Consider the following 20,411-nt stretch of genomic DNA (forward strand, 5'->3'; position numbering starts at 1 on the left):
CGTATCCTAATACGTCCCACGAGTGCCTCCAACGGAAAGCGGACCCTGCTCCATGACTTCATCCCTGCTGCACCAGGACACCGTGGCGGAACTGATGCGGGAGGTCACCGCGGCCGCGGCCGCCGGCTCCGCCCGCATCGCCGCCGCACGACAGCCGCACGAGCCCGCCGACCACGCGGAGATCGCGCAGGAGATCGAGCGGATCGACCTCGACGCCCCGCTGGGCGACTTCGACTCCGTGCTCGCCGAGCTCGATCACGCCTGGCTGCGGCACGCCGTGTGGTTCCACCACCCGCGCACGCTCGCCCACCTCAACTGCCCCGTGGCGGTGCCCGCCGTGGCCGCCGAGACCCTCGCGGCCGCCGTGAACGTCTCCATGGACACGTGGGACCAGTCCAAGGCGGCCACCGCGGTGGAGCGCTCGCTGCTGTCCTGGACCGCGCAGCGCATCGGGTTCCCGGCCGCCGCGGACGGCATGTTCACCCCGGGCGGGACCACCTCCAACCTGCAGGCGCTCATGCTCGCGCGTGACGAATCCCTCGAACGCACGGCCCACCTGCCGGCCGCGGCCCCGCGACCGGTGCGGGCGGCGGCGTTGCGGATCCTCGCGAGCGCGGAGAGCCACTTCTCGGTGGTCACGGCCGCGCGCATCCTGGGCCTCGACGACGACAGCGTGATCCCCCTCCCGGTGGAGGGGGACGGGCGGATGTCCGTCCCGGCACTGCGTCGGGTGCTCGCGGACCTCGCCGAGCAGAACCTCACACCCATGGCCGTGGTGGCCACCGCCGGGACCACGGACCGCGGTGTGATCGACCCGCTGCGGCGGCTCGCGGAGATCTGCGGGGCCGCCGGGATCTGGCTGCACGTGGACGCGGCCTACGGCGGCGGTCTGCTCGTCTCCCCCGCGCACCGGGACCGGCTGGCCGGGATCGAGGGGGCGGACTCCGTGACCGTGGACTACCACAAGACCTGGTTCCAGCCCGTGAGCTGCTCGGCGGTGGTCGTGCGGGACGGGCGCACCCTGCGCCACTGCGCGCACCACGCCGCCTACCTGAACCCCGCGGACACCCCCGAGCCCAACCAGGTGGACCGCTCGCTGCAGACCACCCGGCGCTTCGACGCCCTCAAGCTGTGGGCCACGCTGCGCACGGTGGGCCCGGACGCGATCGGTGCGCTGCTGGACACGGTCGTCGACCTCGCCGCCCGGGTGGCCGGGAACCTGCGGGAGGACCCCCGCTTCGAGCTCGTGTGCGAGCCCTCGCTGAGCACGGTCCTCTTCCGCTGGCTCCCGCCCGAGGCCGCGGACCCGGACCCCTGGGTGCGCGCGATCCGCCGCGCCGTGTGGGACACCGGCCGCGCCACCGTGGCCGAGACGGAGATCGCCGGGCGCCCCTGCCTGAAGTTCACCCTGCTCAACCCCGACACCACGCTCGAGGACGTCCAGGAGGTCCTGGAGCTGGTCCACGAGACCGCACTGCACCTGACCGCGCGCGACCACACCGGAAAGGCCCTCGCATGAACCCCGGCGACCCCGCCCCGTCCCTGCCCCGCCCCGACGACGCCGCGCCGTCGGCCCCCGCTCCGGCGCCCGGCCCCGCGGGCGGGCCCACCGGCACGACGTCGCCCGCTGCCGTGGGCGCGGCACCCACCGGCCCCGCGTCCCCGCACGGATCCGGGAACCGCGCGTCCGCCCGCACGCCGGACGCCGGGGACACGACGGACCGCGGCACCGAGGGGGCTCCGCTGGACCTGCTGTGCGTGGGGGTGGGCCCGTTCGGCCTGGGCCTCGCGTGCCTCGCGGATCCGCTGCCGGGCCTGCGGGCCGCGTTCCTGGACGCGGCGGACGGGTTCGACTGGCACCCCGGGCTGCTGTTCGAGGACGCGACCCTGCAGGTGCCGTTCCTCGCGGACCTGGTGACCATGGCGGACCCCACCTCCCGGTTCTCGTTCCTGCAGTGGCTCAAGGAGACCGGGGGGCTGTACCCGTTCTACGTGCGGGAGTCCTTCTACCCGCTGCGTCGCGACTACAACGCCTACTGCCGCTGGGCCGCCGGGCGTGTGAGGGGGGTGCGCTGGGGCCACCGCGTCACGGCGGTCACGCGTCCCTCCGGTGCGGGCCCCTGGCGGGTCACCGTGCAGGCGCGCGGCGAGACCCGCACGTGGTGGACGCGCCACCTCGTGGTGGGCACGGGCACCGTCCCGCACCGGCTCCCCCAGCTCGACGCGGTCCGGGACGCCACGGTCCACGCGAGCGACTACCTGCCCCACCGTCCGGCGCTCGCGCGGACGCGGCACGTCACGGTGGTGGGCTCCGGGCAGTCCGCCGCCGAGGTGTTCCTGGACCTGCTCCGCGCCCCGGACGGTCCCGCAGTGGACTGGATCACCCGCTCCCCGCGGTTCTACCCGATGGAGTACTCCAAGCTCAGCCTGGAGCTGACCTCCCCCGACTACCTGGACCACTTCCGCGCGCTGCCGGAGGCCGAGCGGGACCGGCTCAACGCCTCCCAGCCGCAGCTGCACCGCGGCATCTCGGACGAAACCATCGAGGCGGTCCACGAGGCCCTGTACGTGCGCCGCGGGGACGCCGACGCCGCGTCCGTCCGTCTCGTGGCCGCCACCGAGCTCACGGACGCGTGGCACGAGGACGGCCGCACGGTGCTGCGCTGGCGCAGCACCGAGAACCACAGGGTGCGCGAGACCGTCACGGACGCCGTGGTCGCCGCCACCGGGTACCGCCCGTCCGCCCTGGACTGGCTCGCGCCGGTCTCCGACCAGCTCACCCTGGACGACGCCGGGCGCCTGAGCCCCGACCGCTACCACCGGGCGAGCGTGGACGGCACCGTGCACGTGCTCAACCACGGCGAGCACACCCATGCGCTGACGGCCCCGGACCTCGGGATGGGGGCGTTGCGCAACGCACACGTCCTGGCCCACGTCACGGGGCGCCGGCCGTACGCCACCGAGGAGCACACCACGTTCCAGAGCTTCGGGCAGATCCCCCAGGGGCGCGGCGTCCCGCGGCTGCGCGCGGAGCAGTGGCGGGACGGCGCGGTCGAGGTCGGCACCCGGGGTCGGCGCTTCAGCCTGCGGCCCGTGGACCCGGAGCGCGATCTCCCCCTGCTGCACGAGTGGCTCAGCGCACCGCGCGCGCAGGCCTGGGGGCTCGTGGGCGCCCCTGCCGAGGACGTGGCACGCGAGTACCACCGGATGGCCGCCGCGGCCGGCGAGGACGCCTGGATCGTGAGCGAGCACGGCTCGCCCCTGGCCCTGCTGGAGACCTACGACCCCGCGCGCAGCCCCCTGGCGGACGTCTGGCCCGTGCGCGACGGCGACGCCGGTCTGCACCTCTTCGTGGCACCGGCCACCCGCCCCGTTCCCGGGACCACGCGCGCCGTGATGGCCGCCGCCCTGCAGTTCGTGCTGGCGGACCCCGCGGTGCAGCGGGTGCTCGTGGAACCGGACGTGCGCAACGAGCGGATCCGCGCCGTCAACCGGTGGGCCGGGTTCCGGGAGGTCGGTGAGTGCCGGCTGCCGGACAAGACGGCGTGCGTGAGCGTGGTGGACCGCGCCACCGTGGCCGCGGCGAGCGCCGAGGACGCCACCGACGAGGCGCCGGGGGCGGCTGACGCGGAGCCCGGCGCCCACGAACGCCCCGACGACGAAGGGGCCAGGCCGCGAGCGGCTGCCTCCGACGGGACGCACGGGCAGACCCACGGGATCGACCGCACCACCACGGAGGTGACCCGATGACCGGGAGCCACGACACGCGGACCGGCCGGGCGACGTCGGCCGCGCCGCGACCCACGCCGGCACCGGGACTGGACCGGGAGGCGGCGCGTGCGCTGCAGCGGGACGTGCTGGCCAAGATGTTCTCGGAGTTCAGCCACGAACGGCTGCTCACACCCGAGCCGAGCGGTGCGGGGTGGACCGTGGCGGACGCCCACGGGCAGCCGTGCTGGTACTTCGAGGCCACGCGCCACCCCCTCGAGCACTGGGAGGTGGCCCCCGACTCGGTGCGGCGGATCGTGCCGGGCGGGTCCGGGGAGCCGGACGCCCAGCAGGCCGTGCTGGACCTGCGGGACGCGCTCGGACTGAGTGACGAGATGCTGCCGCTGTACCTGGAGGACCTCTCCGCGACCATGTTCTCCATGGCGCAGCGCCGGGCCGCGCCCGCTCCCACCGCCGAGGAGCTCGCGCACAGCGGGCTCCCCGAGGTGGAGCGGTTCCTGGACCGGGGCCACCCGGGCTTCGTGGCGAGCTCCGGGCGCGTGGGCATGGGAGCCGCGGAGCAGACCGTGTGGGCGCCGGAGGCCGCCGAGCCCACGCCGCTCACGTGGCTGGCCGCCCGCAGGCAGCTGTGCACCGTGTCGCTGGGCGCGGAGCTCACCGACGAGGAGCACGTGCGGCGGCACCTCACGGACGCAGAGCGGGAGCGCTTCCGCGCCGTGGTCCGGGACGCGGGCGAGGACCCGCACGAGTACACGGTGATCCCCGTGCACCCGTGGCAGTGGGAGCACCGGATCCTGCCCGGGATGCTCGGGGACGTGCTGCGGCAGGACCTCGTCCTGCTCGGACGGGGCGACCACGTGTGGCGGGCCCAGCAGTCCCTGCGGACGTTCCTGGACGTCACCGACCCGCACCGGGACTACGCGAAGACCGCCATGGGCGTGCACAGCATGGGCTTCCTGCGCGGGCTCTCCCCCGCGTACATGCGCACGATGCCCGCGATCAGCGACTGGCTCCACGGCGTCGTCCGGGAGGATCCGTTCCTGCGGGCCCGGGGCGTCCGGGTGCTGCGCGAGCACGCGGCGGTCGGGTACACCGGGGACGCCCACCACCGCAGCGGCGTCCGCTCGGACCACACCAAGCAGCTCGCGGCGCTGTGGCGGGAGTCCCCGCTGCCGTTGCTGGAGCCCGACGAGCACGCGGCGAGCCTCGCCGGCGTGCTGCACACGGACCGGGACGGCAACCCGCTGGTGGGCGCGTGGATCGCCCGCTCCGGTGTTTCCGCCGAGCAGTGGGTGAACGCGCTGCTGGCGGTCTACCTCGTCCCCGTGGCCCACCTGCTGCTCACCCAGGACACCGCCCTGATGCCCCACAGCGAGAACGTGATCCTGCGGCTGCGCGCCGGTCTGCCCGTGGGCGCGTTCTGGAAGGACCTGGGCGAGGAGGTCGCGGTGCTCAGCGACCGCCCCCTGCCCGAGGGACTCGAGCGCATCCGCGCCGTCACCGGTCCCGAGGAGCGTGAGCTCGCCGTCCACACGGACGTGCTCGACGGCGTGCTGCGCCACCTCGCAATCCTGCTGCACCGCACCGGGCTGCTGACCGAGGACAGGTTCTGGGCGCTCGCGGCCCGCTCCCTGGACGAGCACCGCGAGCAGTTCCCGGAGCACTGGCGGGAGCTGGACCTCTTCCGGGAGACCTTCGCGCACTCGTGCCTGAACCGGCTGCAGCTGCGCAATCCCCAGCGCATGGTGGACCTCGCGAACCAGTCGGGGTCCCTGACCTACGCCGGGCGCCTGGTGAATCCACTGGCCACGTTCCGTTCCGCCGGGCGGGAGCGCACGCCGTGACCACGGGACCCGGGTGGCGGCTGTTCCGCGATCCCACCGGTGTGCCGCACGTCCAGGCCGACGACCTCACCGCGCTGGCCCATGGCCACGGGTACGTCACCGGCCTCGACCGCGCGTGGCACGTGGAGGTGCTGCGGCGGCGTGCCGAGGCGCGCTCGGCGGAGCTCGTGGGTCCCGAGACGCTCGACGCCGACCACCTGAGCCTCGCGGCGGACGTCGTGGGCACCGCGCGCCGGTGGTGGGACGCGGCGTCGCACGAGGACCGGGAGTTCATCGGTGCCTACGCCCGCGGTGTCAGCGCGGCACTCGCCGAGGTGTGGGCCGGGACGCCCGAGGTCCGCGAGCTGGGCCTCACGGGGGATCCCGTCCGGCCGTGGGACCCGTGGACGCCCGTGGCGGTGCACCTGGACGCCCACCTGCTCACGGGGAGCCTGCCCGAGCAGCTGTGGCGCCGCCGCGTGCGCCGCCTCCTCGGGGACGTCTGGATTCCCGTGCTGGACGCCGAGTCCCCCGCCGCGGCGGGCTCCAACGCGTGGCTCGTGCCGGGTGCGTTCTCGGTCACCGGCCGTCCGCTGCTCGCCGCGGACCCGCACCGGGTCGTGGAGGAGTCGGGGCCCTATCAGCCGGTGTGCCTGTCCACGCCGGACACCCGCGTGCGGGGCATGGCGGTCGTGGGACTGCCCGGCGTGGCGCACTTCGGCCGCACCGAGACCGCCGCGTGGGCCATCACGGCGGCCATGACCGTCACCGAACGGGTCACCGAGGTTCCCGTGGAGTGCCGCGCCGGCGCGTGGCACGTCGTGCGCACCGGTGAGCGGCTGCACGTCCGCCGGGCCGTGCTGCGGGCGCGCGACGGCGTCCGGCGCACCTGCTCCGCGTGGTCCTGCTCCGCGGGGTTCGTGCTGCCCGGAACCCCGGCCGAGGAGGCGGTGCTCGACGCCGCCGCACCAGAATCCACGGCCACCGTCACGGTGGTCTCCCCCGCGCCGGCCGACCCGTCCCGCTCCGTGGCCGCGTGCCGCGAGCTGCTGGGCGCGCGGACCGCCGACGACGTGGTGTCCGCGTACGCCGGCTGGGCCGTGCCGTGCAACGACGTCCTCGCCGCGGACGCCGACGGCGCGTGCCGTCACACGGTGGCCGGTGCCCACCTCGGTGCCCCGGAGTCCTCGCGAACCCTGGAGGACATCACGGTCCGGGCGAACCAGCGGCCGAGCGACGCCGCGGGTTCCGCCGCCAGGCTGGCGTGCGCGCCCCCGCACCGGGCGCAGCGCGCCACCCGGCTGCTCGACGCCGCCGTGACCCGGCACGGTGCCGTCCGTCACGAGGACCTCGTGGCCGCCCAGGTGGACACCGCCGCGCCGCACTGGCCCGCGCTGCTGCGGGCGGTGCTCGGGGAACCGGGCGACGACTCGGACGACGCGCCGGGCACCCGCCACCCCGGGGTCCGGGAGGTCCGCTCCCGGCTGCTGTCCTGGGACGGCACCATGGCGGCGGAATCCCGCACCGCGTCCCTGTTCGCGGTGTGGCGCGAGGAGTTCGTGCACGAACTCGTGCGCAGCACCCCGCTGCGGGTGCTGGCCGGACCCACCGGCATGCCCCCCGTGTGGGATCCGTTCCTGCACGGGCCGGGCCGGGTGGGACTCGCGGTGGAGAACGTCATCCGCCGGGGGCCCGCACTCGGGATCGACGTGTCCGCATGCGCCCGGGCGGCCCTCGAACGCGTCGCGGCGGAGCACGCCGCGCCCGCCCTGCCGGGTGGCGCCCCGGTCCCGGATCCCGACGCACCGACCCTGCCGCCGTGGGGCACCCTGCATGCATTCACGCCGTGGCGCAGCGACACCGCGCTGACCCCGGCGGATCCCGTGCCCGTGGGCGGGGACGCCGACTGCCTGCTCGCGGCGGGAACCGTGCCCGGCGCGGGGCCCGCGTGCGTGCGGGTTCCGGCGGCACGGGTGCTGTGGGACCTGGCGGACCCGGCGGCGTCGTGGTGGATCACCCCGGACCCCGTGGCCCGAGGGAGCGTGACGGAACCGCCCGTGCTGCGCTGGGCGCGCGGGGAGCTGGACCACGCGCTGCCGTGGGTCCCGGCCGGTGCGGTGGGGCCCCTGGGCGAACCCATCGACCTCGGGCGCGTGCCCCGGTCCCTGAACGCGGCCGAGTCCGCGGGCGAGACCGGGTCCGGATCCGGGAACGGAGGTGGGCACGGGGCCCGTGCGGTGCTGCGGCCCGTGGACCCGGCGCGGGACGCCGCGCTGATCCACGAGTGGGTCGGCGCACCCCGCGCCCGGTTCTGGGGGATGAACGGTCTCACCCGTGCCCAGGTGCAGGAGGTCTACGCCTACCTGGCCGAGTCCCCCACGCACCACGCGTGGCTCGTCGAGCTCGACGGCACTCCCGTGGGCCTCTTCCAGAGCTACGAGCCGCACGCCGATCCCGTGGGCGCCGCGTACCGGGTGGAGCCAGGGGACCTCGGTGTTCACGTGCTGCTGGCGCCCTCCCGGCACCGGATCCCGGGTCTCACGGGTGCGCTCGGCGGCCTGGTGATCGGGCAGATCGCCCGGTACGGCCGCACCCGGCGGATCGTCGCTGAACCGGACGTGTCCAACGACCGGGCGGTGGCACGACTCGCGGCCACGGGATTCGAGCTGGGGCCGCGGATCGAGCTGCCCGGGAAGACCGGTAAGATCGGGTTCCTGCGACTGGGCGGCTGAGCCGTCTCCGGGCATTCCCCGTGAAGGGCGCTGCAGGCAGGCGCCCCGGGGCCCGGCGCGTCCCGCGCGCACCGTGCGCGGTCGACTCCCCGTGCGACCGACGCCGGATCCGTGCGGCAGCCCACGCACGTGCGTCCCGGTGAGCACGGGCCGGCACACCGGACCGGCACGACGCGGCACGGTGGGCGCCTGTCGAAACGGCCGACGCCCCCGGTCGCCGACGTGATGTCGGGGACCGGGGGCGTCCGTCGTGCTCGAACGAGCCCACCGGGGGCTCAGCTGCGCGTGAGCCGGCCGGGGGCTCAGTCGCGGGTGAGGCGACGGTGCGTGAGGCGCTTGGGGCGGGCGGCGTCGGCGCCGAGGCGCTCCACCTTGTTCTCCTCGTACGCGTCGAAGTTGCCCTCGAACCAGTACCAGGTGTCCGGGTTCTCCTCTGTGCCCTCCCACGCGAGGATGTGGGTGGCCACGCGGTCCAGGAACCAGCGGTCGTGGGAGACGACCACGGCGCAGCCCGGGAACTCGAGCAGCGCGTTCTCCAGGGACCCGAGGGTCTCCACGTCGAGGTCGTTGGTGGGCTCGTCCAGCAGCAGCAGGTTTCCGCCCTGCTTCAGCGTCAGCGCGAGGTTCAAGCGGTTGCGCTCACCGCCGGAGAGCACACCGGCCTTCTTCTGCTGGTCCGGTCCTTTGAAGCCGAACGCGGAGACGTACGCGCGGGACGGCATCTCCACCTTGCCCACGTTGATGTAGTCCAGCCCGTCCGAGACGACCTCCCACAGGGTCTTCTCGGGGTCCAGGTTCGCGCGGTTCTGGTCCACGTAGGAGATCTGCACCGAGTCGCCGATCTTCAGCTCGCCGCCGTCCAGCTCCTCGAGACCCACGATGGTCTTGAACAGGGTGGACTTGCCCACGCCGTTGGGACCGATCACGCCCACGATGCCGTTGCGCGGCAGGGAGAACGAGAGCCCGTCGATGAGCGAACGGTCCCCGAAGCCCTTCTGCAGGTTGCTGGCCTCGATGACCTGGTTGCCCAGCCGCGGTCCCGGCGGGATCTGGATCTCCTCGAAGTCCAGCTTCCGGGTCTTCTCCGCCTCCGCGGCCATCTCCTCGTAGCGCGCCAGACGGGACTTGGACTTGGTCTGGCGGCCCTTGGCGTTGGAGCGGACCCACTCGAGCTCGTCCTTGAGGCGCTTGGCCTGCTTGGCGTCCTTCTTGCCCTGGACCTCCATGCGCTTGGCCTTGGTGTCCAGGTAGGTGGAGTAGTTGCCCTCGTAGGGATAGAGGCGCCCGCGGTCCACCTCGCAGATCCACTCGGCCACGTGGTCCAGGAAGTACCGGTCGTGGGTCACGGCCAGCACGGCACCGGGGTAGCTCGCGAGGTGCTGCTCGAGCCACAGCACGGACTCGGCGTCCAGGTGGTTGGTGGGCTCGTCCAGCAGCAGCAGGTCCGGCTTCTCCAGCAGCAGCTTGCACAGGGCCACGCGGCGGCGCTCACCACCGGAGAGCACCTTCACGTCCGCGTCCGGCGGCGGGCAGCGCAGGGCGTCCATGGCCTGTTCGAGCTGGGAGTCGAGGTCCCACGCGTTCGCGGCGTCGATCTCCTCCTGCAGCTTGCCCATCTCCTCCATGAGCGCGTCGAAGTCCGCGTCCGGCTCGGCCATCTCCGCGGAGATCTCGTTGAAGCGGTCGAGCTTGGCCTTGATCTCGCCCACGCCCTCCTCCACGTTGCCGAGGACCGTCTTGTCCTCGTTCAGCGGGGGCTCCTGCAAAAGGATGCCCACGGAGTAGCCGGGGCTCAGGCGCGCCTCGCCGTTGGAGGGCTGGTCCAGCCCCGCCATGATCTTCAGAATCGTCGACTTGCCTGCGCCGTTCGGCCCCACCACGCCGATCTTGGCACCGGGGAAGAACGACATGGTGACGTCGTCCAGGATGACCTTGTCGCCCACTTTCTTGCGGGCCTTGTTCATGGTGTAGATAAATTCCGCCATGCCCTCCAGGCTACCGCGCCACTGCCGGCCTTCGAGCCACGGTCCGGGCAGGATCGCCCCACGTGTGGCCGGTGCCACGGCGGCGCGGGGCCCCCGTCCGCGCGTGGGACGCCGCCCGCCGGGGTGGACTCGGCGGCACGGCTGCGGCGCCGGCCGGGACCCACGACTGCCGGGTCCCGGTCGGCGCGGGCTCGCAGGTTCGCCGTCACGGTGGCGTGGCCCTGTTCACGAGGCGGACGCCGCGGGCTCCCTCTCCTGGACGGACCGGTCCGGATCCGCCGACTCGTCCGCCTCGTCACCGGCGTCGGCGTCGGTGTCGGCCAGACCGTCGAACGTGTGGTCGTCCTTCGCCACGGCGATCACGGCCCCGGAGGTCACGTCCACGAAACCGTCCTCCGACAGCCCCAGGGACTGCGCGTCCCGGTACCGGTGCTCGCTCCCGTCCCGCTCGCCCTGGGTCCCGCCGACGACGTCGCCCGCGGCGTCCCCGTCCCCCGCACCGGCCTCGGTGGCCCCGCGACCCTGGGCACCGTCCGCACCCTCGGCGCGCTGGCCCCGCCCGCCGGAGCGCGAGAAGTTCGCGGTGCCGAAGCTGAGGTCGTGACCCACGGCCGCCGCGTCCACCTGCACGACCGTGCGGGGGCCGGTCTCCGACTGCCACTCGTTGATGCCCAGCTTGCCCGTGACCACCACGGGCTGCCCGCAGCGCACGCTGGCCATCACGTGCATGGCCAGGGACCGGAAGCAGCGGACGGTGTACCAGTTGGTGGACGTGTCGTGCCACGAGTTCGTGGCGGCGTCGAAGCGGCGGGTCGTGGTGGCCAGGCGGAACCGGGCCACCGTGGTGCCGTCCTCGAAGAGTCGTGATTCCGGGTCCTTGCCCACGAATCCGCGCAGGGTGATGAGTTCGCTCACGGGGTGCTCCTTGTCTCGGGTGTGGCGTGCCGTCCCGGTCCTCCGCCGTCCGCGTCCCGCAGGACGCCTCGCCGAGCGGTGGCCGGCCCCCGGTGCGGGGGTGCGTCCACTCTGTCGGGTACCCCGTCCGTGGTGGGCACCGGGACGGCATCTGGGGAGCGGCAGGCCCCGAGCGCCGTCGGCGGCCCGGGTGTGCAGTGCGGACGGCACGGCGGATGCGCGGGAGAGCGACGGGCCGTTGCTAAACTGAGTCGTCGCTCTGCGCGGCCCGCCCCAGTAGCTCAGTGGATAGAGCAGGAGCCTTCTAATCTCTTGGTCGGGGGTTCGACTCCCTCCTGGGGCACCACCACGTGTCCGGCGAGCCGGCCTGGAGAACGGCCTCGCCCGTGCGGGACCGTTCCCCCACGGCTCCCGCGCCGTGCCCATGGCGGGACGGCGCCGGGGCGGGCGCCACGACGAGTGACGAGGGATCTGCACCGCATCTGCAGGGGTGGTGCGCCGGGCCGCGACGGGTGCGAAGATGACCTCACACCGTCAGCGACGAGAGGCACCCACCATGACCACGTCCCAGCACGTCCACACCTCCACCACCCCCGAGAGCTTCCTGACCCCGCCCATGCGGGCGCTCGAGAACGCGGGTGCCCTGGACCCCGTGGTCACCGCGGCCAACGCGCTCTCCTCCGCGATCACCGGCAACGAGAGCATCCGCGATCTGCTGCGCGGCAAGCGGCTGGGGCACGCCCTGCACCCCCTGATCATCGAGGTCCCCATGGGCACCTGGATGAGCGCCCTCGTGCTGGACACCCTGGGCGGCAGCGACGGCCGCCGGGCCGCACGCCTGCTCACGGGCGTCGGCGTGCTCTCGGCCGTGCCCTCCGCCCTCACCGGCTGGGCCGAGTACTCGGGGCTGCAGCAGCGCGACAAGCGCGTGACCGTGGTGCACGCGGGAGCGAACGGTGCGGCCGCCGCGCTGCAGGCCGGTTCGTGGCTCGCCCGCCGAGCGGGTCGCCACGGCCTGGGCCGAGTGCTGGCACTGGGCGGCATGTCCGCAGCCGGTCTCGGCGGGTACCTCGGCGGTCACCTGTCGGTGTCCCGTCAGGTGGGCTCGCACGACGCCGCCTACGACGACGGCACCAACGGGCGGGAGCACTGAGCCCGCAGGGGCCTTCCGCGGCCGGCGGTGCACCACCGGACCGCCCGCGCACGGTGGCCGAGCGGCGAACGAAGGCCGCGCGGACGGGAGGCGACGGCGTCGTCGCACCCGTCCGCCCCGCGGGGGCGGCTCAGCGGCCGTAGAACAGCCGCTCGAAGACCGAGCGCGACTGCCGCGTGATCCGCAGGTAGTCCTCCTCGAGCTGGGTCGCGGAACCGGGTTCGTACCCGGTCCACCGTGCGACGGCCTCGAGATCCGCCCGCCGGGACGGCACGGAGTCGGAGGCGCGCCCGGAGCGCAGCACGTTGCCGTTGCGGATGTCGGTGGCGAGCTTCCACGCGTGCTCCAGGACGGAGGCGTCCTCGGGCCCCACGAGCTCCGCGGCGACCGCCGCGTGCAGCGTGGGCAGCGTGGACGTGGTGCGCAGCTCGGGGATCTCGTGGCCGTGCTGCAGCTGCAGCAGCTGCACGAGCCACTCCACGTCCGAGAGACCACCTCGGCCCAGCTTCACCTGTCGCAGCGGGTCCGCACCGCGCGGCATCCGCTCGCTCTCCACGCGGGCCTTCATCCGGCGGATGTCCACGAGCTGGCGATCCGTGAACTCCGCCGGGTACCGGTGCCGGTCCGCCACGCGGAAGAAGGCCTGAGCGACGTCCTCGGAACCCGCCATGAACCGGGCGCGCGTAAGCGCCTGGAACTCCCACGTCTCACCCCAGCGCTCGTAGTACTCGGCGTAGGAGGCCACCGAACGCACCTTGGCGCCCGAGCGCCCCTCGGGTCGCAGGTCGTTGTCGATCTCGAGCACGCGCTCGGCCTGGATGGGCGGCGTGCACGGCTGCTTGAGCAGCTTGACCATGCGGTTCAGCACGGCCTCGGCGGCCGCCTGGGCGTCCCCGGCGGCCGCGCCCTCGGCGGGCTCGTAGGCGTACATCACGTCCGCGTCCGAGCCGAAGCCGATCTCCCGGCCGCCCTGGCGTCCCATCGCGATGACCAGGACCTGTGCAGGCAGCGCACCGTCGTGCTCGGACTCGTACTCCTTCTGCGCGAGGTGCAGCGCCGCCATCACGGTCGCCTGGTCCACGTCCGAGAGCCCCGACACCGTGGTCTCCACGTCGGCCAGGCCGCTCGTGTCGGCGAGCGCGATCCGCAGCTGCTCGCGCCGTCGGATCTGGCGGATGGCCCGGATGGCGTCGTCGGGGTCCCGGTGGCGGGTGAGCTGCGAGCGCATCTCGACGCCGAGATCCTCCAGGCCGCGCGTGGCCAGCATGGAGTCGTCCCCGAGCCAGGCCGTGGCCTCCGGGGACACCTCCAGCAGGTCGGAGACGTAGCGGGAGCTCGAGAGGACGTGGCACAGCCGCTCGGCCGCCGCGTTCGAGTCCCGCAGCAGCCGGAGGAACCAGGGTGAGCTGCCCAGGGACTCGCACACCCGGCGCAGGTTGAGTAGACCGGCGTCCGGGTCCACGCCCTCGGCCAGCCACCCGAGCAGCACGGGCAGCAGCGTGCGCAGGATCTCGGCGCGCCGGCTCACGCCGCGGGAGAGCGCCTCGATGTGCCGCATGGCGGCCCGGGTGTCCTGGTAGCCGAGAGCGGCCAGCCGGTCCCGCGCGGAGTCCGTGGTCAGGGTGGTGTCCGCCGGGGCGTTGGCCAGCGCGGCGAGCATGGGGCGGTAGAAGATCCGCTCGTGCATGGAGCGCACGGTCCGCCGGACCGCGGTCCACTCCTCCGCGAGCTTCTTCGCGGTGGGGTGGGTGCCCTCCGTGGCGCCGTCGATGGATCGTGCGACCACGGACAGTTCACGCTCGTCCCGCGGCATGAGGTGCGTGCGGCGCAGCCGGAACAGCTGGATGCGGTGTTCCAGCAGGCGCAGCCACCGGTAGTTGCGGCCGAACTCCTCGGCGTCCTTGCGCCCGATGTACCCGGCGGAGGACAGCGCCGTGAGCGAGTCGGTGGTGGCGCGGGTGCGCACGGTCTCGTCACCGCGCCCGTGCACGAGCTGCAGCAGCTGCACCGTGAACTCCACGTCCCGCAGCCCACCGGGACCCAGCTTGATCTGGCGATCCCGGTCCGCCTCGGGGATGTTCTCGGTCACCCTGCGGCGCATGGCCTGCACGGACTCCACGAAACCCTCGCGCTCGGCGGAGGACCAGACGAACGGGGCGATCGCCGCCTCGTAGCGTTCTCCCAGCTCCCCGTCCCCGGCCACGCAGCGCGCCTTGAGCAGCGCCTGGAACTCCCACGACTTCGCCCAGCGCTGGTAGTAGCGCACGTGGGAGTCCAGTGTGCGCACCAGCGGGCCGTCCTTGCCCTCGGGGCGCAGGTTCGCGTCCACCTCCCACAGCGCGGGCTCCGGACCGGTGGCCATCATGGTCTGCGCGAGCACGTGCGCGAGCTCCGTGGCGATCTCGGTCGCGGTGTTCTCGTCCGGTGTCTCCCCGGATTCCGCGGCGCGGGTCTCCATCACGTAGACCACGTCCACGTCCGAGATGTAGTTCAGCTCGCGCGCCCCGCACTTGCCCATGCCGATCACGGCCAGCCGCACCTGGTCCACCACCTCCGGGGCCCAGCGCTCGTGAGCCTGGGCGCGCGCCACGGCCAGGCCGGCCTCCAGCGCGGCACCCGCGAGATCCGCGAGCTGCCGGCCCACGGCGGGCACGTACTCCACAGGGTCCACCGCCCCCACGTCACGGATGGCCACCCGGGCGAGCCCGCGGCGGTAGGCCACCCGCAGCGCCTTCTGCGCCTCCGGTCCCGTCACGGCGGCCACGGGGGTCTCAGCGTCCGCGTCCGCGCCCACGGACTCCAGCAGCGCACGACGCAGCGCGGCCGGCTGCTCCGCACCGGGCCGGTCCTCGGGGCGGATGTCCAGCAGGTCCAGGTTCTCGGGGGCGCGCAGCAGGAACTCGCCCAGGGCCTCCGAGGCACCCAGCAGCCGGAACATCGTCTCGGCGTCCGCCGGGTCCCCGTTCACCCGGCGGACGAGCTCCGGGTGCTGCTCGACGAGCCGCACGATGAGCTGCAGCGCCACGTCCGGCGACGCCGCGTGGCCGAGTCCCTCGAGCACGGCGGGCAGCTGAACGGAGTCCAGTTCCGGGAAGCCCAGCCAGCGCCGCGCATTGGTGACGTCCGCGAACCCGACGCCGATCAGTTCCTTGGTGCTGACCTTCTCGGCCCGTTCCTTCGCGGTGGTCCCCGTGGTGTCCCGCTGCCGTGCGCTCACCGGGCGCCCCTACAGGATGCCCAGGTTGGTGCGCAGCTCGTACGGGGAGACCTCCTGGCGGTAGTGGTCCCAGTCGCGGCGCTTGTTGCGCAGGAAGTACTCGAAGACCTGCTCCCCCAGCAGCTCCGCCATGAACTCGGACTCCTCGGTCAGCCCGATGGCGTCGTGCAGGCTGGACGGCAGCGGCTGGTGGCCCACGGCGCGGCGCTCCGCGCTGCTCATGGAGAAGACGTCGTCCATCTCCACGGGCGGCAGCTCGTACTCGTTCTCGATCCCCTTCAGGCCCGCCCCGATCAGCGCCGCGTAGGAGAGGTACGGGTTGGTGGCGGAGTCGATGCCGCGGTACTCGATCCGGGAGGACTGCACCTTGTCCGGCTTGTAGAGGGGAACGCGCACCAGGGCGGAGCGGTTGTTGTGGCCCCAGGACATGTAGGACGGCGCCTCGTCCCCGGCCCACAGCCGCTTGTAGGAGTTCACGAACTGGTTGGTCACGGACGTGAACTCCGGGGCGTGGTGCAGCAGCCCCGCGATGAAGTGGCGCCCGGTGTCCGAGAGCCGGAACTCCGCGCCGGCCTCGTAGAACGCATTGGTGTCCCCCTCGAACAGGGAGAAGTGCGTGTGCATCCCGGACCCAGGATGGCGGGAGAACGGCTTGGGCATGAAGGTCGCGTAGATCCCCTGGGACAGCGCCACCTCGCGGATCACGGTGCGGAACGTCATGATGTTGTCCGCCGTCTGCAGCGCGTCCGCGTAGCGCAGGTCGATCTCGTTCTGCCCCGGCCCCGCCTCGTGGTGGGAGAACTCCACGGAGATCCCCACCGCCTCAAGCATGCTGACTGCGCGGCGCCGGAAGTCCTGGACCACGCCGCCGGGGACGTGGTCGAAGTACCCCTCGTGGTCCACGGGCACCGGTTCGCCGGTGCGGGGGTCCAGCTCGGAGGAGCGCAGCAGGTAGAACTCGACCTCCGGGGCGGTGTAGCACGTGAACCCCATGTCCGAGGCCTTGGCGAGCACCCGCTTGAGCACACCGCGCGGATCCGCGGCGGACGGTTCGCCGTCCGGGGTCTTGAGGTCGCAGAACATCCGGGACGTGGGTTCCGCCTCGCCGCGCCACGGCAGCAGCTGGAACGTGGAGGGGTCCGGCTGCAGCAGCATGTCGGACTCGAAGACGCGGGAGAGCCCCTCGATGGAGGACCCGTCGAAGCCGAGACCCTCCTCGAACGCCGCCTCCACCTCGGCCGGTGCCAGGGCGATGGACTTCAGGGTCCCCACCACGTCCGTGAACCAGAGCCGCACGAAGCGCACGTCGCGGTCCTCGATGGTGCGGAGAACGAATTCCTGCTGACGGTCCATGGGTCCACCTCGGATTCCTGGGGGTGCTGCACAGCGGTTCACGGCCACGACACGCGAGCACGAAGCCCGGGCCCGGCACTGCTCCACTGTATCGGGACTCGCCGGCGCTGCCGCGCGTGCACGGACGCCGCACCGCAGGGCGCCGCTCCCGTGCGCACGGCCCCGCTGCCGCGGCCCCACGGCCGCGGGACGGACCGTTATCCTGGGGCCATGAGCGATTCCCGGTCCGCAGCGTCGGCAGCCCCCGCACTCCAGGACGTCAAGCGCGTGCGCACGGTGCACCTGCAGCGCGCCAAGGCCGCCGGGGAGAAGTTCTCCATGCTCACGAGCTACGACGTGCTGACCGCCGGCATCTTCGACCGCGCGGGCGTGGACGTCCTGCTGGTGGGCGACTCCCTGGGCAACACCGTGCTGGGCCACGACTCCACCCTGCCCGTGACGCTCGACGACATGGCGGTCTTCGCCGCCGCGGTGGTCCGCGGGGCGCAGCGCCCACTGGTGGTCGTGGACCTCCCGTTCGGCTCGTACGAGGAGTCCCCCACCCAGGCCGTCCACAGTGCCGCGCACATCATGAAGCGGACCGGCGCCCACGCCGTGAAGCTCGAGGGGGGCGAGGCGCTCGCGGAGCACGTCGCCGCCGTGGTCCGCGCCGGCATCCCGGTCATGGGCCACGTGGGGTTCACCCCGCAGTCCGAGCACGCGCTGGGCGGTTTCCGCATCCAGGGCCGGGGTGAGGCCGCCGAGCAGCTGCTGCGGGACGCCCGCGCGGTGCAGGCCGCCGGGTGCTTCGCCGTCGTCCTGGAAATGGTCTCCGCGGACGCCGCGGCCGCTGTGGAGAGCGCCCTGGACATCCCCACGGTGGGCATCGGGGCCGGGAACGTCACCACCGGCCAGGTGCTCGTGTGGCAGGACATGCTCGGGCTGCGCGCCGGCACCATGCCGCGTTTCGTGAAGCAGTACGCGCAGCTCGCGGAGGTCGCGGGGGATGCCGTCTCCGCCTACGTCGCGGACGTCCGCTCGGGGGCCTTCCCCGCCGAGGAGCACTCCTACCGCGGCTGACGGGGCCGTCCGCACGGGGCCCGGGTCCCGGCAGTACGGGCGTACGACGCCGCCCGCACCCCGGCAGGGTCACTCGCCCTTGAAGGCGGCGTCCTCGTCGTCCCACCGCTTGGTGTTCTCCGCGGCGTGCTCGAGGGCGCGGGCCGCGTCCTCGCGCGTGGCGTAGGGACCCATGAGCTTGCGGTAGTCGTCCTTGGGGCCTTCCTCGACCTGCTTGGTGTAGAGGTTGTACCAGTACTCGGCCATGTGATTCCTCACTCTCCGGCGTGCTGCGCCGTCTGCCCGCGGGTCCGCGGGCTCGCGAACGTCCCGGACGGAACGAGCCCGGGTCCAAGGCTTAGGCTAGTTGGTGAAGCAGGTGCCCGGAGCGTCACGACGCCCCTGGACGCCACCGCGTGACCACCGCAGGAGGCAATGACCCATCGTGACCAGCCACAATCTCGCACCAGCACCCGGATCCACCGCCCCGATCGGCGCCCTGCGCTCCGGTGCCCTCACACCGCTGCGGCCCGTTCCGCGCGGCATCGAGCGCCCGGAGTACGTGGGGCGCACGGAACCGGACGAGGGCAGGGGCTCCAACGTCTACACGCCCGAGGAGATCGAACTGGTGCGGGAAGCCGGTCGGATCGCCGCCCGCGCCCTTCAGGAGGCGGGCGCGGCGGCCGTGCCGGGTGTGACCACCGACGAGCTCGACCGCATTGCCCACGAGTACATGTGCGATCACGGCGCCTACCCGTCCTGCCTGGAGTACCGCGGGTTCCCCAAGTCCATCTGCAGCTCCCTCAACGAGGTCATCTGCCACGGCATCCCCGATTCGACGGTGCTGGAGGACGGGGACATCATCAACCTGGACGTCACCGCCTACAAGAACGGCATGCACGGGGACACCAACGCCATGTTCCTGGTGGGTGACGTGGACGAGGACTCCCGGCTGCTCGTGGAGCGCACCCTGGAGGCCACCAACCGGGCCATCAAGGCGGTGCGCCCGGGGCGCGAGATCAACGTGATCGGGCGCGTCATCGAGAAGTACGCCCAGCGCTTCGGCTACGGCGTGGTCCGCGACTTCACGGGCCACGGCGTGGGCCGGGAGTTCCACACGGGTCTGATCGTGCCGCACTACGACGCCGCCCCGTCCTACAGCACCGAGATGGTGCCCGGGATGATCTTCACCATCGAGCCCATGCTCACCCTCGGGTCCATCGCCTGGGACCAGTGGGACGACGACTGGACCATCACCACCCACGACCGCATGCGCACCGCGCAGTTCGAGCACACCATGGTCGTGACCGACGACGGCGTGGAGATCCTCACCCTCCCGTAAACTCGAGCGCAGGGGGCGGGGCGGGACCGCTCACCGCCCCGCCACAGCATCAGACCGTGAACCGAAGGGACCGTTCATGAGCTCAGGTACTCCGCAGGGTGTCGTCTCGCAGTGCGGCATTGGAATCGACATAGGTGGTACCGGCACCAAGGGCGGGATCGTGGATCTCACCACCGGCCAGCTCGTGGGCGAGCGGTTCCGCATCCCCACTCCGCAGCCCGCCACGCCGCAGGCGGTGGCGAACGTGGTCCGGCAGATCGTGGACGAGCTGCAGTCGCGTCCGGAGGCGCCCGCGCCGGACAGCCACGTGGGCATCGTGTTCCCCGCCATCATCAAGAACGGTGTGGCCCTGTCCGCGGCGAACGTGGACAAGTCGTGGATCAACACCGACGTGGACGCGCTGATGACCGAGACCCTGGGGCGCGAGGTGGAGGCGCTCAACGACGCCGACGGCGCCGGTCTGGCCGAGGCCCACTACGGCGCCGGCAAGGGCAAGGAGGGTCTGGTCATGGTGATCACCCTCGGAACGGGCATCGGCTCGGCCATGATCCTCAACGGGCAGCTGGTGCCCAACGCCGAGCTCGGCCACCTCGAGATCGACGGCCACGACGCCGAGACGCGAGCCTCCGCCGCGGCGCGTGAGCGCGAGCAGCTGCCGTGGAAGAAGTGGGCCACGAAGCGGCTGCAGCGCTACTTCTCGCACGTGGAGTTCCTCTTCTCCCCTTCCCTGTTCGTGATCGGCGGCGGTGTGTCCAAGAACTCCGAGAAGTTCCTGCCCTACCTCGAGCTGCGGACCCCCGTGGAGATCGCCGCGCTGCGCAACAACGCGGGCATCGTGGGGGCCGCACTGTGGGCCCAGCAGTGCCGGGACGCCCAGGCGGCCAAACCCGTGATCGACCCCATCGACTGATCCGGTCGGCACCGTACGAGGGCCCCGTTTCCGGGAGGAGACGGGGCCCTCGCGCGTCGTGTGGGCTTCCCGGTGCGCCCGCCCCCACAAGGACCGGTCCGCCGTCGTCGGGGGCCTCGCGGGACCGGGGATGCGCCCGAGAGTCTCCGGACCTCAAATGGGACGGACGTGAAACGAGGCGGACATGAAACGAGACCCCGGTGCGTCCGCGGCT

General features: G+C 73.0%; 13 protein-coding genes and 1 tRNA gene. 9 read left to right on the top strand and 5 right to left on the bottom strand.

Annotation, left to right across the window (positions count from 1 at the left end):
• Positions 1–52 precede the first annotated feature (52 nt).
• The 4 genes from C1C97_RS02570 to C1C97_RS02585 are packed head-to-tail and all read left to right on the top strand — an operon-like array spanning position 53 to position 8,284.
• Positions 53–1,519, top strand: a complete 1,467-nt coding sequence (locus tag C1C97_RS02570) for a pyridoxal phosphate-dependent decarboxylase family protein (protein WP_121029890.1) — start codon at positions 53–55, stop codon at positions 1,517–1,519.
• The gene (locus tag C1C97_RS02575) at positions 1,516–3,750 is read left to right on the top strand and encodes a GNAT family N-acetyltransferase (RefSeq protein WP_233542674.1); all 2,235 of its coding nucleotides are present in this window, start codon (positions 1,516–1,518) and stop codon (positions 3,748–3,750) included. Before C1C97_RS02570 ends, C1C97_RS02575 begins: the two co-directional genes overlap by 4 nt.
• Positions 3,747–5,573, top strand: coding sequence for an IucA/IucC family protein (locus C1C97_RS02580; protein WP_121029891.1), 1,827 nt, complete (start codon positions 3,747–3,749; stop codon positions 5,571–5,573). Before C1C97_RS02575 ends, C1C97_RS02580 begins: the two co-directional genes overlap by 4 nt.
• Positions 5,570–8,284 (top strand): GNAT family N-acetyltransferase, encoded by a 2,715-nt coding sequence (locus tag C1C97_RS02585; protein WP_121029892.1) that lies wholly within the window; start codon positions 5,570–5,572, stop codon positions 8,282–8,284. Before C1C97_RS02580 ends, C1C97_RS02585 begins: the two co-directional genes overlap by 4 nt.
• Positions 8,285–8,586: 302 nt before the next feature.
• Here C1C97_RS02585 and ettA read toward each other — a convergent pair whose 3' ends face one another.
• Both ettA and C1C97_RS12300 read right to left on the bottom strand, forming a co-directional pair.
• The gene (gene ettA, locus C1C97_RS02590; protein ID WP_110919068.1) at positions 8,587–10,269 is read right to left on the bottom strand and encodes an energy-dependent translational throttle protein EttA; all 1,683 of its coding nucleotides are present in this window, start codon (positions 10,267–10,269) and stop codon (positions 8,587–8,589) included.
• Positions 10,270–10,494: 225 nt separating this feature from the next.
• Positions 10,495–11,184 (bottom strand): single-stranded DNA-binding protein, encoded by a 690-nt coding sequence (locus C1C97_RS12300; protein WP_158591119.1) that lies wholly within the window; start codon positions 11,182–11,184, stop codon positions 10,495–10,497.
• A gap of 270 nt (positions 11,185–11,454) precedes the next feature.
• On the opposite strand from C1C97_RS12300, the gene C1C97_RS02600 reads away from it, so the two are divergent.
• Both C1C97_RS02600 and C1C97_RS02605 read left to right on the top strand, forming a co-directional pair.
• Positions 11,455–11,530, top strand: a tRNA-Arg gene (locus tag C1C97_RS02600).
• Positions 11,531–11,740: 210 nt separating this feature from the next.
• Entirely contained in the window at positions 11,741–12,337 is a 597-nt protein-coding gene (locus C1C97_RS02605; RefSeq protein WP_233542675.1) for a DUF2231 domain-containing protein, read from the top strand.
• Between the two features lie 130 nt (positions 12,338–12,467).
• Here C1C97_RS02605 and C1C97_RS02610 read toward each other — a convergent pair whose 3' ends face one another.
• Together C1C97_RS02610 and C1C97_RS02615 are read right to left on the bottom strand one after the other, a co-directional pair.
• On the bottom strand, positions 12,468–15,554 hold the full coding sequence (locus C1C97_RS02610) for a bifunctional [glutamine synthetase] adenylyltransferase/[glutamine synthetase]-adenylyl-L-tyrosine phosphorylase (protein ID WP_121029893.1): 3,087 nt from the start codon (positions 15,552–15,554) through the stop codon (positions 12,468–12,470).
• Between the two features lie 9 nt (positions 15,555–15,563).
• Positions 15,564–16,907, bottom strand: coding sequence for a glutamine synthetase family protein (locus C1C97_RS02615; protein WP_110919065.1), 1,344 nt, complete (start codon positions 16,905–16,907; stop codon positions 15,564–15,566).
• A gap of 210 nt (positions 16,908–17,117) precedes the next feature.
• Between C1C97_RS02615 and panB the strand changes: the two genes are divergently transcribed.
• Positions 17,118–17,966: a 3-methyl-2-oxobutanoate hydroxymethyltransferase gene (panB, locus tag C1C97_RS02620; protein ID WP_121029894.1), complete on the top strand. Its 849-nt coding sequence runs from the start codon at positions 17,118–17,120 to the stop codon at positions 17,964–17,966.
• 69 nt (positions 17,967–18,035) lie between these two features.
• On the opposite strand, the gene C1C97_RS02625 is transcribed toward panB, so the two are convergent.
• Positions 18,036–18,212: an SPOR domain-containing protein gene (locus tag C1C97_RS02625; RefSeq protein WP_110919063.1), complete on the bottom strand. Its 177-nt coding sequence runs from the start codon at positions 18,210–18,212 to the stop codon at positions 18,036–18,038.
• A gap of 178 nt (positions 18,213–18,390) precedes the next feature.
• On the opposite strand from C1C97_RS02625, the gene map reads away from it, so the two are divergent.
• Both map and ppgK read left to right on the top strand, forming a co-directional pair.
• Entirely contained in the window at positions 18,391–19,287 is an 897-nt protein-coding gene (map, locus tag C1C97_RS02630; protein WP_121029895.1) for a type I methionyl aminopeptidase, read from the top strand.
• Positions 19,288–19,363: 76 nt separating this feature from the next.
• On the top strand, positions 19,364–20,197 hold the full coding sequence (gene ppgK, locus C1C97_RS02635; RefSeq protein WP_110919061.1) for a polyphosphate--glucose phosphotransferase: 834 nt from the start codon (positions 19,364–19,366) through the stop codon (positions 20,195–20,197).
• The last annotated feature ends 214 nt before the right edge of the window (positions 20,198–20,411 follow it).

Source organism: Kocuria tytonis (assembly GCF_003226895.2).
In the GTDB taxonomy this organism is placed as follows: Bacteria; Actinomycetota; Actinomycetes; order Actinomycetales; family Micrococcaceae; genus Kocuria; species Kocuria tytonis.